Below are 15,360 nucleotides of genomic sequence, written 5' to 3'. Positions count from 1 at the left end.
TACAGGATAGGCGGGAGCCATTGAAACCGGAGCGCTAGCTTCGGTGGAGGCGCTGGTGGGATACCGCCCTGACTGTATTGAAATTCTAACCTACGGGTCTTATCGACCCGGGAGACAGTGTCAGGTGGGCAGTTTGACTGGGGCGGTCGCCTCCTAAAGTGTAACGGAGGCGCCCAAAGGTTCCCTCAGAATGGTTGGAAATCATTCGTAGAGTGCAAAGGCATAAGGGAGCTTGACTGCGAGACCTACAAGTCGAGCAGGGACGAAAGTCGGGCTTAGTGATCCGGTGGTTCCGCATGGAAGGGCCATCGCTCAACGGATAAAAGCTACCCCGGGGATAACAGGCTTATCTCCCCCAAGAGTCCACATCGACGGGGAGGTTTGGCACCTCGATGTCGGCTCATCGCATCCTGGGGCTGTAGTCGGTCCCAAGGGTTGGGCTGTTCGCCCATTAAAGCGGTACGCGAGCTGGGTTCAGAACGTCGTGAGACAGTTCGGTCCCTATCCGTCGTGGGCGTAGGAAATTTGAGAGGAGCTGTCCTTAGTACGAGAGGACCGGGATGGACGCACCGCTGGTGTACCAGTTGTTCTGCCAAGGGCATAGCTGGGTAGCTATGTGCGGAAGGGATAAGTGCTGAAAGCATCTAAGCATGAAGCCCCCCTCAAGATGAGATTTCCCATAGCGTAAGCTAGTAAGATCCCTGAAAGATGATCAGGTTGATAGGTTCGAGGTGGAAGCATGGTGACATGTGGAGCTGACGAATACTAATAGATCGAGGACTTAACCATATAATATGAAGCGATGTTATCTAGTTTTGAAAGAATATAAAAAACTTGTTGACTTTCAAAAGTAAATGAGTTAAAATAATTCTTGTCTTAAATGAATACAGTCTGGTAATGATGGCAGAGAGGTCACACCCGTTCCCATACCGAACACGGAAGTTAAGCTCTCTAGCGCCGATGGTAGTTGGGACCTTGTCCCTGTGAGAGTAGGACGTTGCCAGGCAAATGGAGGATTAGCTCAGCTGGGAGAGCACCTGCCTTACAAGCAGGGGGTCGGCGGTTCGATCCCGTCATCCTCCACCATTTAGCCGACTTAGCTCAATTGGTAGAGCAACTGACTTGTAATCAGTAGGTTGGGGGTTCAAGTCCTCTAGTCGGCACCAGAAATCATGGCGGTTGTGGCGAAGTGGTTAACGCACCGGATTGTGGCTCCGGCATTCGTGGGTTCGATTCCCATCAGTCGCCCCATTTTTCTTAAATAAATTAATATGCGGGTGTGGCGGAATTGGCAGACGCACCAGACTTAGGATCTGGCGCCTTTGGCGTGGGGGTTCGACTCCCTTCACCCGCACTTTTAATTAAATAACTCATACATGTCTTGCGGAAGTAGTTCAGTGGTAGAATACAACCTTGCCAAGGTTGGGGTCGCGGGTTCGAATCCCGTCTTCCGCTCCAATTTTCAATATGACATGCCGGGGTGGCGGAACAGGCAGACGCACAGGACTTAAAATCCTGCGGTGGGTGACCACCGTGCGGGTTCGACCCCCGCCCTCGGCACCATATGCGCCCGTAGCTCAATTGGATAGAGCGTTTGACTACGGATCAAGAGGTTAGGGGTTCGACTCCTCTCGGGCGCGCTTTTATTAACGGGAAGTGGCTCAGCTTGGTAGAGCACCTGGTTTGGGACCAGGGGGTCGCAGGTTCAAATCCTGTCTTCCCGATATTCCCAAAAAACATGGGGCCTTAGCTCAGCTGGGAGAGCGCCTGCCTTGCACGCAGGAGGTCAGCGGTTCGATCCCGCTAGGCTCCACTTATATTAATAACATTTATGGCGGTGTAGCTCAGCTGGCTAGAGCGTACGGTTCATACCCGTGAGGTCGGGGGTTCGATCCCCTCCGCCGCTACCATAAAGGACCTTTAGCTCAGCTGGTTAGAGCAGACGGCTCATAACCGTCCGGTCGTAGGTTCGAGTCCTACAAGGTCCACCATTAGACGTATATATCTCGGAGGTATACCCAAGTTCGGCTGAAGGGATCGGTCTTGAAAACCGACAGGCGGCGAGAGTCGCGCGGGGGTTCGAATCCCTCTACCTCCTCCATTTTTTCTAAAGTGAATATTTTATCATCGCGGGGTGGAGCAGCACGGTAGCTCGTCGGGCTCATAACCCGAAGGTCGCAGGTTCAAATCCTGTCCCCGCAACCAAATGGTCCCGTGGTGTAGTGGTTAACATGCCTGCCTGTCACGCAGGAGATCGCCGGTTCGACCCCGGTCGGGACCGCCATTTTTTACATAAAGGCTCGGTAGCTCAGTCGGTAGAGCAGAGGACTGAAAATCCTCGTGTCGGCGGTTCGATTCCGTCCCGAGCCACCATTTTGAAATCACGAGCCGACTTAGCTCAATTGGTAGAGCAACTGACTTGTAATCAGTAGGTTGGGGGTTCAAGTCCTCTAGTCGGCACCACTTTCAAAATGAGCCATTAGCTCAGTTGGTAGAGCATCTGACTTTTAATCAGAGGGTCGAAGGTTCGAGTCCTTCATGGCTCACCATTTACAATTTAATGCGGGTGTAGTTTAGTGGTAAAACAAGAGCCTTCCAAGCTCTGGTCGAGAGTTCGATTCTCTTCACCCGCTTTTCAATTATGGGCCTATAGCTCAGCTGGTTAGAGCGCACGCCTGATAAGCGTGAGGTCGATGGTTCGAGTCCATTTAGGCCCACCATAATTGTTCCGCAGTAGCTCAGTGGTAGAGCTATCGGCTGTTAACCGATCGGTCGTAGGTTCGAGTCCTACCTGCGGAGCCATATTTATAGAGAAGTACCCAAGTGGCTCAAGGGGCTCCCCTGCTAAGGGAGTAGATCGCGAACGCGGTGCGAGGGTTCGAATCCCTTCTTCTCTGCCAGAATTGGCCCGTTGGTCAAGTGGTTAAGACACCGCCCTTTCACGGCGGTAACACGGGTTCGAATCCCGTACGGGTCATACTAAAAGAGATAGCATAATCTGCTATCTCTTTTTTGTTGTATAAAGGTGGACTTTGGATAGTCTGCATCTTTTATGCAATAGAAGAAATATGAAGTATGGGCTGTTGCAGTTGGGTATATAGAGCCGTAAATACAATCATGTTGTTTATTTGGGCCTGTATGAATATGAAGGAACTATCTATCTAATAAATGATACCTCAAGTTGAACTTTTACCCCAGCTGTATGGCTATAGCCTCCTACACTTGGAGAAACCGATGAAAATAAATAATATATAGAAGAAGCTGCTTTCTCTCAACAGGTGTGATCTACTGAAGACAGCTTTTTTATGTTGTCAGTATTGTCGAGTTTTGTCGGTAAGTCGATATATTGCAAAAATCGCTGATATAATTTGAGTTACGATCGATAAATTTTAATAATCGCTGATATATTTGGAGTTACGGTCGATATATTCTAAAAATCGCCGATATAATTTCACTTACCGATGAAAAACACAAGAAAAACCCTTTCACAATCTAAAGAAAACGCCTCCATTGAAATGGATTCCACACCTGTTCCAATAACTTTACACTCTATGTGAAAAAGTTCACAAATAGGTCATAATTTGTGAAGTAATTCACAATAATACGTGCTACAATATGAATGTAAAGAAGTTAAACAACATTAAATTAGTATTTTAATTAATTACTTAAACAATCATAAAAAAATATATGTGAACAATAGAGAGGGGAAATTACCATGAAAAAAGGTATCAATCGTGTAGTATTAGTAGGAACAGGAGCTGTAGGTTGTAGTTACGCTTACTCAATGATCAACCAAGGTGTAGCTGAAGAATTCGTATTAGTAGATGTTAATGAAGCAAAAGCAGAAGGGGAAGCAATGGACTTAAGCCATGCGGTACCATTCTCTCCATCACCAACAAAAGTTTGGAGCGGTAGCTATGCAGATTGTAAAGATGCAGATTTAGTAGTTATCACTGCTGGATTACCACAAAAGCCAGGTGAAACTCGTTTAGACTTAGTTGAGAAAAATACAAAGATCTTTAAACAAATCGTTCGCGGCATTATGGATAGCGGATTCGATGGAATCTTCTTAATCGCAACTAACCCAGTTGATATTTTAACTTACGTAACTTGGAAAGAATCTGGTCTACCAAAAGAGCGCGTAATTGGTTCTGGTACTACTTTAGACTCTGCTCGTTTCCGTTACATGTTAGGTGACTACTTAGATGTAGATCCACGTAACGTTCATGCTTACATCGTTGGTGAACACGGTGACACTGAACTTCCAGTATGGAGCCACGCTACTATCGGTGTACAAAAATTAGAAACAATCTTAGCTAACAACGAACAGTACAAACAAGAAGACTTAGACAAAATCTTCGAAAACGTACGTGATGCAGCTTACCATATCATCGAGCGTAAAGGTGCAACTTACTACGGAATCGGTATGTCACTACTTCGTGTAACTAAAGCAATCTTAAACAACGAGAACAGCGTATTAACTGTATCTGCATACCTTGAAGGTCAATACGGCGAGAAAGATGCTTACGTAGGTGTTCCAGCTGTAATTAACCGCGAAGGTGTACGTGAAATCGTAGAACTTGAGCTAAATGAAGAGGAAAAAGCGAAATTCGCTCATTCTGTAAAAGTATTAAAAGAAACAATGGCACCAGTACTATAATAATTGCTAAATAATTCAGAGGTGGGAAACTGCTTCTTACCTCTGAACTTATATAATTTAATATAAATTCCTTTTCCGGTTTCCCTTGTATATCCCCAATATACCCCTTTTGCTGGATAAGGGTCGTTTATAGAAAAGAGCACTCTATTTTACGTAGAGTGCTCTTTATTATTCCGCTATTTGCCGGGCAGTAAAAACCCACTGATTAAAGTTTCATTTTATTATTTTTTAGGTGTTAATCCTAATTTCTTTAAAATATCTGCCAGTGTACCGCTTTTGGATTTTTCTACAGGTGTTTGTGATTTAGATGCATCTGGACCTTTTTTCAAGAAGTTCCTTTCAACGAAGCGAATATCTTTTTCGTCGACAATACCATCTTTATTAAGGTCTCCGTCTTTTACAGTTAGTCCTTTTTTACCATAGTTGCTAGCGATAATTTCAGCATCTTTAATATCGATTACTTTATCAGCATTTACATCGCCGGCAAGGTTTTCGTCAGGTCTTGCATAATAATATTGGCCAAGCAGCTTACCGTCTTTTTCAGTACCAAGTTTCGTTGTTATGCGGCTTGTTAAATGTCCTGGCACCTCTACATATAAGTTATAGTCGCGTTTATTAACTGGAAGTCCATTTAGTTTGAAGTATCCGTATTTATCTAGTGAGCCTTCAAACTTATGACGGTAAGAATCAGTCGCATATACTTTTACGCCAAGCTTTGTATAATCGAACTTTTCATCTAAATATTCGCGTTCATTTAAGAACGCACCAGGTTTAATATTTCCTTCTACTAGTGAGTTTAAGGACATAACTGAGAATGTTTGATCTTGAAGTACACGCATTCTATTTGGTTCTGATTCACCTTGTTTCCAGTAAACAAAAATTGGTGACTCTAATTGAGCGTTTGCTTCATAAAATTCATCATTTTCTACTTTGAAAGTTACATCAATGAACGGGAAATCACCATCTAATCCAGCAAAGTTTTTGTCATCGATAGCGCCGCCAACTGTAACAGAACCTGCCTCTAATTTCGGTTCATTTACTTTTGCGGTTACTCCTTTTTCGGAAAGTAGCTTTTCAAAAGCAGGATTAAATTTCGCATTTCAATAACATTGTGACAAAAAATATTGAGAAACATTTTTTTATGACAGATTATTTTGTTTTGATTTTGAGTGGAAAATAGCATGAAAAATAGGATAAACATAATAAAATAAAGGTTGAGAAAAAATAATTGGTAAAAATATAGAAGAATAATAAAGCGTTTTCAATGAATATTCGTCAAAATTCGATATTTTACACGGAAATGTGAAGAAAAACTAACATTTTTAAGAAAAAAACGAATGTTTTTTATAAATTAACAAGGATATTGCAGTTTTTCGCAGAAATAGTTAAAGTATAAAAAATTCTGTCATCTAAGTGAGGTGAGCATATTGAGTGTAATAAATTGTGAAGAAGTGAAACGAGATGAGTTTCATACAGAAAAGTACTATGAAAGTTATAACATCTTTGGCGCACATGTTGTGACGGAAGATGAGATTCAAGGGGTACGATTTACAGTCTGGGCTCCTCATGCGAAAGCAATGAGTGTTGTTGGAGATTTTAATGAGTGGGATTATGAGCAACATAAGATGCTACAAGTGACAGAAGAAGGCATTTGGTCCTTATTTATACCGCATATTGAAGAAGGAGAAATATATAAATATGCGATTGAAACGTTGGCTGGTGACGTCATTTTAAAGGCAGATCCGTATGCTATATATGCAGAAGTAAGACCGAATACGGCATCTGTAGTTTTTGATATAAAAGGATATGAATGGAATGATAAAAACTGGAATCGTAAGAAAAAGAAAAAACCGATTTATAAAGAAGCGATGACAGTTTATGAATTACATTTTGGTTCTTGGAAAAAGAAAGAAGATGGAACACTATATTCTTACAGGGAAATGGCAGAAGAACTCATTCCGTATGTGGTGGAACATCAATTTACACATATTGAAATTATGCCGCTTGTTGAGCATCCATATGATCGTTCTTGGGGATATCAAGGAACGGGATATTATGCAGCGACGAGTAGATTTGGTACACCGCATGATTTAATGTATTTTGTCGACGAATGTCATAAATATGGAATCGGTGTCATTTTAGATTGGGTACCGGGGCATTTTTGTAAAGATGCTCACGGTTTATATTTGTTTGATGGCACACCGACCTATGAATATAAAGATAAAGATGTACAAGAAAATCTAGTATGGGGAACTGTCAATTTTGATTTAGGAAAGAGAGAGGTACGTAATTTCTTAATTTCAAATGCGTTATTTTGGATGAGATATTTCCATATTGATGGTTTCAGAGTAGATGCAGTTGCGAACATGTTGTACTGGAATAAAGAAGGACAAGAGCAAAGTAATGAGTACGCTGTGTCATTTTTACGGGAGTTAAATGAAGCAGTGTTTGCAGAGGATGAAGATTTTCTTATGACGGCAGAGGATTCAACAGCTTGGCCACTTGTAACAGCACCAACGTATGAAGGTGGGCTTGGATTCAATTACAAATGGAATATGGGCTGGATGAATGACGTGCTGAAATATATGGAGTGTGCGCCAGAGTACAGAAAATATATTCATGAGAAAATGACGTTCTCTTTACTATATGCTTACTCTGAAAACTTCATATTACCCCTTTCTCATGATGAAGTCGTTCATGGGAAAAAGTCGTTATTAAATAAAATGCCAGGTGATTACTGGGATAAGTTTGCTCAGCTTCGTTTGTTATATGGATATTTCTTTACTCACCCAGGAAAGAAATTACTTTTCATGGGAGGAGAATTCGGGCAGTTTGATGAGTGGAAAGACCTTGAAGATTTAGATTGGAATTTACATGATTTTGAAATGCATCGTTATATGCATGATTACTTTAAAGAGCTCATAGCATTGTATAAGCGCTCAAAACCACTTTGGCAGCTTGATCATTCGCCTGAAGGTTTTCAGTGGATTGATGCTAATAATAACGAGCAAAGTATTTTCTCGTTTATCCGCCAAGGGGATAAACAAGAAGATGCATTAGTTATCGTATGTAATTTTACGAAAGCTACATATGAAAACTATAAAGTAGGTGTACCAGATTTCGAGTATTATAACGAGATTTTAAATAGTGATGCTGAGCAATATGGCGGGTCAGGGCAAGTAAATAAGAAACGTCTGAAGGCGATTCAAGAACCGTTTCATAATCAAGCAGCACATGTAGAAATTACAATTCCACCATTTGGCGTATCCATATTACGACCAGTGAAGACGAGAAAGGGGAGCAAAAAACAAGATGGCTCAAAAACAAAAGTGCGTAGCAATGTTACTAGCAGGGGGAAAAGGTAGTCGTTTAAGTGCATTAACAAAGAATTTAGCCAAGCCAGCTGTTCCATTTGGTGGTAAATATCGCATTATTGATTTTACGCTAAGTAACTGTGCGAATTCTGGTATTGAAACGGTTGGGATTTTAACGCAATATCAACCACTCGAACTTCATAATTATATCGGAATCGGAAATGCGTGGGATTTAGACCGAGTAAACGGTGGGGTCACAGTGTTACCTCCTTATGCGGAGTCTTCAGGGGTTAAGTGGTATACAGGTACGGCAAGTGCCATTTATCAAAACTTAAACTATTTAAGTCAGTATGAACCGGAGTATGTTCTCATTTTATCAGGCGACCATATTTATAAAATGGATTACAGTAAGATGCTAGATTACCATATTGAGAAAGAATCGGACGTATCCATTTCTGTTATTGAAGTACCTTGGGATGAAGCAAGTCGCTTTGGCATTATGAACACAAATGAAGAAATGGAGATTGTTGAGTTTGAAGAGAAACCGCAATTTCCAAGAAGTAATCTTGCATCAATGGGAATCTATATTTTTAATTGGTCAATTTTGAAAGAGTATTTAGAGATGGATGCAAGAAACCCTGAATCTAGTAACGATTTCGGAAAAGACGTACTTCCGCTTTTATTGGATGAAGGGAAGAAGCTAATGGCGTATCCGTTTGAAGGATATTGGAAAGATGTTGGAACGGTGAAGAGCTTATGGGAAGCGAATATGGATTTGCTTCGCGATGAAACATCACTGAATTTAAATGATCGTAATTGGCGTATTTACTCTGTCAATCCAAACGAACCGCCTCAATATATTGCTGAAAAGGCGAAAGTAGAAGAATCGCTTATTAACGAAGGGTGCGTCATTGAAGGGGACGTGAAGCATTCTGTGTTATTCCAAGGAGTGACGGTGGAAGAAGGAAGTATGGTGATTGATTCTGTCGTTATGCCAGGGGCTAAGATTGGTAAAAATGTTGTGATTGAAAGAGCGATTGTTGGATCAGAAATGGTTATCGAAGATGGAACAATCATTCGTCCAGAAAAGAATGTTGACGATGTAGTATTAATTGCTGAAGGGAAATAGAAAAGGGGGATGAAATGAATGGGAGAAAAAATGTTAGGAATTATTAATGCAACGGGAAGTTTTCCTTCCTTAAAGAAAGTAACAGGGCATCGTTCACTAGCGGCGTTACCGTTTGGGGGCCGTTATCGACTCATTGATTTCATGCTTTCAAATATGGTGAATTCTAGTATTCATAGTGTGGCAGTTTTTACAAGCCATAAAAATCGTTCGTTAATGGACCATGTTGGTTCAGGAAAACAGTGGGATTTAGATAGAAAACGAGACGGACTATTTTTATTCCCGCCAAACTGCCAATGTGACCAAGATGAATTTGGGTCTTTTGCACACTTTAGAAGACATATTGATTATTTTCTAAGAAGCAGAGAAGAGTACGTTGTTATTACGAATAGCCATCTCGTAACAGCATTAAATTTTCAAGCGGTGTTAGAGCGACATATACATACGGCAGCTGATATTACGGAAGTTTGCCATGAAGGGGTTTCGCTTCAAACATATGTGTTAAAGAAACAATTATTGTTAGACTTATTTGAGTCATATAAAGATGTGGAACAATACAGTTTATTTGATGTAGTGAGAGAAAAGCGCGGGAAATCATTACACATTGCTACATATGAACATACTGGATATGTAGCAATTATTGACTCGATTGAAAGTTACTATAAACATAGCTTAGAAATTTTGCAACCTGCTATTTGGAAGCAATTATTTAAGAAAGAAGCACCGATCTTTACGAAAGTAAAAGATGAGCCACCAACTCGTTATCTAAAGGGTGCAGTCGTGAAAAATACAATGATTGCAAACGGTAGTATTATTGAAGGGGAAGTCGAAAACAGTGTTGTTTCCCGTTCAGTTAAAATTGGAAAAGGTTCAATTATTCGTAACAGTATTATTATGCAAAAGAGCCAAATTGGAGATAACTGTATAATAGACGGTGTTATTATTGATAAAGACGTGAAAATTGGTGACGGTGTTGTACTAAAAGGAAACGCCGATGAGCCATACGTTGTAGAAAAAGGAAGCGTTCAAAACAGTACGATTAATAGTTATTCTTAAAAGAATCAGTGGGGGTCTTCCTCCACTGATTAAAGTTTTAATTCAAATGAAAACTCGAAGGGAGGAAGCTGCAAGAGGAGTAATAAAAACTTTTCGCGCAGTGGGACAACAAGTGAATATTTTATTTGCAGTATCAGAATGTGTACCGTTTGTGAAATCGGGAGGATTAGCTGATGTAGCGGGTGCGCTCCCAAAAGAGCTGAAAAAATTAGGAGTGGACGTTCGTATTATACTTCCGAATTATAGTCTCATTCCGCAAAAGTTAAGAGATGGATGTACGTTACATAAAGTAATTAACGTCCCGCTTGGGTGGAGAAATCAATATTGTGGAATTTTAAAAGGTGAGCAAGACGGGATTACGTATTACTTAATAGATAATGAGTATTATTTTAAGAGGGATTCTCTGTATGGTCATTATGATGATGGAGAGCGTTTTTCTTATTTTTCGAAAGCAGTTTTAGAGTGTATTCCGCATCTTGATTTCGAAGTGGATGTTCTTCATAGCCACGATTGGCATACAGCTATGGTTAATTTTTTACTACGTGAAAAGTATCAAGATAACCCATTATATGAGCATATTAAAACGGTATATACAATTCATAACTTGCAGTTCCAAGGTGTATTTCCTCCTGAAGTGATGTACGACTTGTTAGAACTTGGTGATGAATATTTCCATAGTGAGCAGTTAGAGTTTTATGGAAATGTGAACTTTATGAAGGGCGGTATTATCGCTTCTGATCAAATTACAGCGGTTAGCCCGACATATAAAGAAGAAATTCAATATGAATTTTTCGGTGAGAAGTTAGATGGGTTGTTACGAAAATATAATGATAAGCTTAGCGGCATTGTAAATGGAATTGATACGAGCGTATATAATCCAGAAACGGATTCGTATATTACTGCTCAGTACGATGCAGAGTCATTAGAGGAAAAGAATGAAAATAAACGCGCCTTGCAGCGTTATTTCGGTTTGCCAGAAAAAGAAGATACGCCGATTATTTCAATGGTAACGAGATTAACGAAGCAAAAAGGTCTTGATTTAGTACGTACTGTATTCCGTGAAATAATGGAGGAAGATGTACAATGTATTATTTTAGGATCAGGTGATTCGGAATATGAGCAATTCTTTGAGTGGATGGCATACGAGTATCCTGAGAAGGTAAAAGTGTATATCGGCTTTAATGAAGAATTAGCTCACCAAGTATATGCGGGAAGTGATTTATTTTTAATGCCATCACTGTTTGAACCGTGTGGACTTGGACAACTTATCGCATTAGCTTACGGTACGATTCCAATTGTAAGAGAAACAGGCGGATTAAATGATACGGTACAATCTTATGATGAAGAAACTGGAGAAGGAAATGGTTTCAGTTTCACGAACTTTAATGCACATGACATGTTGCACACAGTTCTTCGTGCAATTGAATTTTATCATGATAAACCGGTATGGGAGCAGCTTGTAAAGCAAGCGATGACGGAAGATTATAGTTGGGAGAAGTCAGCTCTTGCTTATAAGAAATTGTATAAAAGTCTCATGGAATAACATGTAGGTGGTGAAGAAATGTTTACTCATGTTGAAAGTTTCAAATCAGCTTTTCTAGAAAAGTTAGAGACGATGTATGGTAAAAGTTTCAAAGACTCTACAACTCGTGATCAATATAATACACTCGGCCATATGGTACGTGAGTATATGAATGGTCAATGGATTGCAACGAACGAGAGTTATCGATCCGGAGAGCAAAAGCAAATGTATTACTTGTCTATTGAGTTTTTGCTTGGACGTTTGCTTGGAAGTAACATCTTGAATTTAGGTATTCGAGATGTATGCGAGCAGGGGTTATCTGAACTAGGGATTTCGTTACAAGAGTTAGAAGAAGTGGAAGCAGATGCAGGTCTTGGAAATGGTGGACTTGGACGATTAGCAGCCTGTTTCCTTGACTCACTTGCATCGTTAAACTTACCAGGTCATGGTTGTGGCATTCGTTACAAACACGGCTTATTTGATCAAAAGATTGTTGATGGTTACCAAGTTGAATTTCCAGAACAATGGCTTCTTCATGAAAACGTATGGGAAGTAAGAAGGCATGATCAAGCTGTAGAAGTAAGTTATTTCGGCAATGTTGAACCGCTATACATTGATGGACGTTTAGAGTTTAGGCATACGAATGCAGAAGTGATTATGGCAGTACCATATGACGTTCCGGTAGTAGGTTATGAGACGAGTACTGTAAATACACTTAGACTTTGGAATGCTGAACCAGTTCCTTTCCCGCAAAATTGCAAAGATATTTTGAAATATAAGCGTGAAACAGAGGCGGTATCGGAGTTTTTATATCCAGATGATACGCATGATGAGGGGAAAATACTTCGTTTGAAACAACAGTATTTCCTCGTATCAGCAAGTTTGCAAAATATCGTTCGTATGCATAGAGAAAGATATGGTGATCTTCGTCAATTACATGAGAAAATTGCGATTCATATTAATGATACACATCCAGTTTTGGCGATTCCAGAATTGATGCGTATTTTATTAGATGAAGAAAAACTAGCATGGGAAGAAGCTTGGCACATAACGACGCAAACGATTTCTTATACAAATCATACGACGTTATCAGAAGCGCTTGAGAAGTGGCCAATTCACATTTTTAAACCGTTATTACCGAGAATTTATATGATTATTGAAGAGATTAATGAACGTTTCTGTCATGAGCTTTGGGAACGTTATCCGTATGAATGGCATCGTATTGAAGAGATGGCGATTATTGCACATGATCTTGTGAAAATGGCTCATTTGGCAATTGTCGGTAGCCATAGCGTAAACGGTGTAGCAAAAATTCATACGGAAATTTTAAAGCAACGTGAAATGCGATTGTTTTATGAGTTTTATCCAGATAAGTTTAATAATAAAACGAATGGGATTGCTCATAGACGCTGGTTAATGAAGGCGAATCCACAGCTGACAAACCTTATTTCAGAGGCGATTGGAACAGAGTGGAAGAAAGAACCGATTAAGCTTCAAGAGCTACAATTAGTTCAATACGATGCGAGTTTCCAAGAGAAATTTGCAGAGGTAAAACAAGAGCGTAAAGAAATTTTAGCGGCGCTCATTCATAATAAAATGGGGATTACAATTGATTCTAATTCTATTTTTGATGTGCAAGTAAAAAGACTGCATGCTTACAAACGACAATTACTAAACGTTCTTCATATTTTATATTTGTATAACCGTCTGAAAGAGGATGCTAGTTTTACATTTTATCCGCGTACTTTTATTTTTGGAGCGAAAGCATCACCTGGCTATTATTACGCGAAAAAAATTATTAAATTAATAAATGAACTCGCAAGAAAAGTGAATAATGATCCGTACGTAAGCCAATATATGAAAGTTATCTTTCTAGAAAACTATCGAGTTTCTGTAGCGGAAGATATATTCCCAGCGGCCGATGTAAGTGAACAAATTTCAACTGCGAGTAAAGAAGCATCGGGAACAGGGAATATGAAATTTATGATGAATGGTGCGATTACACTCGGAACGCTAGACGGAGCGAATATTGAAATAAAAGACAGGGTCGGTGATGATAACTGTTTCATTTTCGGTTTAACAGCAGAAGAGGTTCTTCATTACTATCAAAATGGTGGATATCGTGCAAGTGATTATTATCACCACAATGGGCACATTAAAAAGGTAGTAGATCAGTTAACGAATGGTTTCTTTGCACAGTCGGGAGCCGAATTTGAAGCAATTTACGATTCTCTCGTTATTCAAAATGATGAATATTTCGTTCTGCGAGATTTTGGTCCATATGCTGAAAGACAAGAAGCTGTCGGTAGAGCTTATGAGAACCGAACGAAGTGGCTAGAAATGTCGATTTTAAATATTGCACAGTCTGGTCATTTTGCGAGCGATCGAACGATTTTGCAGTACAGTAATGAAATTTGGGGTATTGGTAATGCTGTTAAACAGTTTTAAAGAGGTTGCTATATTGGGAGATATATTATCGATTTACCAACAGAAATGGATATTAATAAATAAAACGGGCTTAATAAAATTAAGCTCGTTTTATTTATTTTGCTTAAGAAAGAAATGGAACAGTGGTATATATGATACCTGCCCCATCATACTCTCCTGTCGCAAAGTATGAAAATGTAAAGAAACCTGTAACCGTAAAAATTACAATAAGGAAAAATGCGAAGATAAATTTTAACATGTAAGGTCCCCTCATCCAAAAATAACTTCATAGATTATTATAGTATACGAATATTTTATTTCCAATTGTTTACTGGTTAAAAATGAGAAGTCAGACATGTTTTGTATGTTGTAATGGAATGATTATTTGTAATGGATTTTGTGTTTTTTGTAAATGTCATGTTGTGATGGACGTGTGCATACTCCCAGTCATGATCATTAAAATTTATGTTTCGGGGAGGGAGAAGTGGAACGACATCGAATAAGTTGACGAAACGAAAGCTACTAGCTACTTGTAGTTTATAATAATTTCGAAAAGCGATATCTCCTACTTTTGGAGAAGCGAATGTATAAAGTCCATACTGTGCGAAGGCAGTATTTATACGTGCATCTAATATGTGTAATGTGGCAAGCGCGCCACCTAGACTATGCCCAGTAGCTAGCAGTTTTTTATGTGCTGGCAATGATACGAGCATATCCATAATAGAATCACGACAAGACTCATAAATAGAGAGAAAACCGTTATGGACATTTCCGCCATTTAAAGCATAAGGATAAGGTTTTTGATTGACGAGAGAATCAATAATCCAATCTGGATCTGTTTGAGTGCCTCTGAAGGCAACGATAATTGTATCCTCAGATTCTAATATAAATCCGAACCATTCTGTTGTTTGAATGGCCTTTCCTTGAAAACCTTGTACATATTGAAAACCATCTGGTATTTCGAAAATACCATTTTGTTTATATTGTTCATACGTTAACTCACAACAAGAAGCTAACAGTATGGCAGTTTCTTTATCAAAGGATAAAGGAGTACGCATTAAGGTAGCCCTCCTTAAGAAAAGGTATAGTTTAATATATGCGGTGAGGAACTTGATTCATTCTTTTGGAGGTGGGGAATAGCTTGTATCGCTTACCTAAATCAGTGGAGGAAATTATAATGTCAAAATAAAACAGTGCCTGATAAGGGCACTGTTTACTCTTTTTCATCTCAAGGAATCGACTTTTTTAGTTATTC

Annotated in this window: 8 protein-coding genes, 22 tRNA genes, 2 rRNA genes and 2 pseudogenes (1 of these 34 running past the window's edge); 30 read left to right on the top strand and 4 right to left on the bottom strand. The window is 39.6% G+C overall.

Annotation, left to right across the window (positions count from 1 at the left end):
- The 24 genes from MHB52_RS25295 to MHB52_RS25180 form a co-directional block, all read left to right on the top strand.
- Positions 1 to 789 (top strand): 23S ribosomal RNA (locus MHB52_RS25295); it begins 2,134 nt to the left of the window's first position.
- Positions 790 to 890: 101 nt separating this feature from the next.
- A 5S ribosomal RNA gene (gene rrf / locus MHB52_RS25290) occupies positions 891 to 1,006 on the top strand.
- A gap of 4 nt (positions 1,007 to 1,010) precedes the next feature.
- Positions 1,011 to 1,086: transfer RNA gene (locus MHB52_RS25285), tRNA-Val, on the top strand.
- A 4-nt stretch (positions 1,087 to 1,090) separates the two neighbouring features.
- A tRNA-Thr gene (locus tag MHB52_RS25280) sits at positions 1,091 to 1,166 on the top strand.
- Between the two features lie 9 nt (positions 1,167 to 1,175).
- A tRNA-His gene (locus MHB52_RS25275) sits at positions 1,176 to 1,251 on the top strand.
- 22 nt (positions 1,252 to 1,273) lie between these two features.
- Positions 1,274 to 1,354, top strand: a tRNA-Leu gene (locus MHB52_RS25270).
- Between the two features lie 29 nt (positions 1,355 to 1,383).
- A tRNA-Gly gene (locus tag MHB52_RS25265) sits at positions 1,384 to 1,458 on the top strand.
- 16 nt (positions 1,459 to 1,474) lie between these two features.
- Positions 1,475 to 1,563 (top strand) — tRNA-Leu (locus tag MHB52_RS25260).
- Positions 1,564 to 1,566: 3 nt separating this feature from the next.
- A tRNA-Arg gene (locus MHB52_RS25255) sits at positions 1,567 to 1,640 on the top strand.
- 10 nt (positions 1,641 to 1,650) lie between these two features.
- Positions 1,651 to 1,724, top strand: a tRNA-Pro gene (locus MHB52_RS25250).
- A gap of 16 nt (positions 1,725 to 1,740) precedes the next feature.
- A tRNA-Ala gene (locus MHB52_RS25245) sits at positions 1,741 to 1,813 on the top strand.
- A 20-nt stretch (positions 1,814 to 1,833) separates the two neighbouring features.
- A tRNA-Met gene (locus MHB52_RS25240) sits at positions 1,834 to 1,910 on the top strand.
- A 4-nt stretch (positions 1,911 to 1,914) separates the two neighbouring features.
- Positions 1,915 to 1,991 (top strand) — tRNA-Ile (locus MHB52_RS25235).
- Positions 1,992 to 2,008: 17 nt separating this feature from the next.
- Positions 2,009 to 2,101 (top strand) — tRNA-Ser (locus MHB52_RS25230).
- A 27-nt stretch (positions 2,102 to 2,128) separates the two neighbouring features.
- Positions 2,129 to 2,205 (top strand) — tRNA-Met (locus MHB52_RS25225).
- Between the two features lie 3 nt (positions 2,206 to 2,208).
- Positions 2,209 to 2,284: transfer RNA gene (locus tag MHB52_RS25220), tRNA-Asp, on the top strand.
- A 13-nt stretch (positions 2,285 to 2,297) separates the two neighbouring features.
- Positions 2,298 to 2,373: transfer RNA gene (locus MHB52_RS25215), tRNA-Phe, on the top strand.
- A 14-nt stretch (positions 2,374 to 2,387) separates the two neighbouring features.
- Positions 2,388 to 2,463: transfer RNA gene (locus tag MHB52_RS25210), tRNA-Thr, on the top strand.
- Between the two features lie 10 nt (positions 2,464 to 2,473).
- Positions 2,474 to 2,549, top strand: a tRNA-Lys gene (locus MHB52_RS25205).
- Positions 2,550 to 2,562: 13 nt separating this feature from the next.
- Positions 2,563 to 2,633, top strand: a tRNA-Gly gene (locus tag MHB52_RS25200).
- A gap of 10 nt (positions 2,634 to 2,643) precedes the next feature.
- Positions 2,644 to 2,720, top strand: a tRNA-Ile gene (locus MHB52_RS25195).
- 7 nt (positions 2,721 to 2,727) lie between these two features.
- A tRNA-Asn gene (locus MHB52_RS25190) sits at positions 2,728 to 2,802 on the top strand.
- A 7-nt stretch (positions 2,803 to 2,809) separates the two neighbouring features.
- Positions 2,810 to 2,900: transfer RNA gene (locus MHB52_RS25185), tRNA-Ser, on the top strand.
- A gap of 5 nt (positions 2,901 to 2,905) precedes the next feature.
- A tRNA-Glu gene (locus MHB52_RS25180) sits at positions 2,906 to 2,977 on the top strand.
- Positions 2,978 to 3,077: 100 nt separating this feature from the next.
- Here the strand turns inward: MHB52_RS25180 and MHB52_RS25175 are convergent.
- Positions 3,078 to 3,244 (bottom strand): annotated as a pseudogene (locus tag MHB52_RS25175) (IS4 family transposase); the annotation flags it as partial.
- Positions 3,245 to 3,715: 471 nt separating this feature from the next.
- Between MHB52_RS25175 and MHB52_RS25170 the strand changes: the two are divergent.
- Complete coding sequence (locus MHB52_RS25170; RefSeq protein ID WP_000715339.1) at positions 3,716 to 4,660, top strand: L-lactate dehydrogenase; 945 nt, start codon at positions 3,716 to 3,718, stop codon at positions 4,658 to 4,660.
- Between the two features lie 221 nt (positions 4,661 to 4,881).
- On the opposite strand, the pseudogene MHB52_RS25165 reads toward MHB52_RS25170, so the two are convergent.
- Positions 4,882 to 5,760: pseudogene (locus MHB52_RS25165) on the bottom strand (dockerin type I domain-containing protein); the annotation flags it as partial.
- 327 nt (positions 5,761 to 6,087) lie between these two features.
- Between MHB52_RS25165 and glgB the strand changes: the two are divergent.
- The 5 genes from glgB to glgP all read left to right on the top strand — a co-directional run bounded on the left by glgB (position 6,088) and on the right by glgP (position 14,126).
- Complete coding sequence (glgB, locus tag MHB52_RS25160; RefSeq protein WP_000111397.1) at positions 6,088 to 8,025, top strand: 1,4-alpha-glucan branching protein GlgB; 1,938 nt, start codon at positions 6,088 to 6,090, stop codon at positions 8,023 to 8,025.
- The gene (gene glgC / locus MHB52_RS25155; RefSeq protein WP_000057604.1) at positions 7,973 to 9,103 is read left to right on the top strand and encodes a glucose-1-phosphate adenylyltransferase; all 1,131 of its coding nucleotides are present in this window, start codon (positions 7,973 to 7,975) and stop codon (positions 9,101 to 9,103) included. Before glgB ends, glgC begins: the two co-directional genes overlap by 53 nt.
- An 18-nt stretch (positions 9,104 to 9,121) precedes the next feature.
- A complete protein-coding gene (gene glgD, locus MHB52_RS25150) occupies positions 9,122 to 10,156 on the top strand; it encodes a glucose-1-phosphate adenylyltransferase subunit GlgD (RefSeq protein ID WP_000504163.1) in 1,035 nt (344 codons plus the stop codon).
- A gap of 112 nt (positions 10,157 to 10,268) precedes the next feature.
- Positions 10,269 to 11,699: a glycogen synthase GlgA gene (gene glgA, locus MHB52_RS25145; protein ID WP_033683981.1), complete on the top strand. Its 1,431-nt coding sequence runs from the start codon at positions 10,269 to 10,271 to the stop codon at positions 11,697 to 11,699.
- Between the two features lie 18 nt (positions 11,700 to 11,717).
- Positions 11,718 to 14,126 (top strand): glycogen phosphorylase, encoded by a 2,409-nt coding sequence (gene glgP / locus MHB52_RS25140; protein ID WP_061664531.1) that lies wholly within the window; start codon positions 11,718 to 11,720, stop codon positions 14,124 to 14,126.
- A gap of 103 nt (positions 14,127 to 14,229) precedes the next feature.
- Here glgP and MHB52_RS25135 read toward each other — a convergent pair whose 3' ends face one another.
- Both MHB52_RS25135 and MHB52_RS25130 read right to left on the bottom strand, forming a co-directional pair.
- On the bottom strand, positions 14,230 to 14,364 hold the full coding sequence (locus tag MHB52_RS25135) for a hypothetical protein (RefSeq protein ID WP_000911065.1): 135 nt from the start codon (positions 14,362 to 14,364) through the stop codon (positions 14,230 to 14,232).
- A 76-nt stretch (positions 14,365 to 14,440) separates the two neighbouring features.
- On the bottom strand, positions 14,441 to 15,163 hold the full coding sequence (locus MHB52_RS25130; protein ID WP_001260134.1) for a lipase family protein: 723 nt from the start codon (positions 15,161 to 15,163) through the stop codon (positions 14,441 to 14,443).
- Between the last annotated feature and the right edge of the window lie 197 nt (positions 15,164 to 15,360).

Origin of the sequence: Bacillus sp. FSL K6-0073, assembly GCF_038006085.1 — a bacterium.
GTDB classification, from domain to species: domain Bacteria; phylum Bacillota; class Bacilli; order Bacillales; family Bacillaceae_G; genus Bacillus_A; species Bacillus_A cereus.
This window is presented reverse-complemented; position numbering and strand designations above follow the sequence as displayed.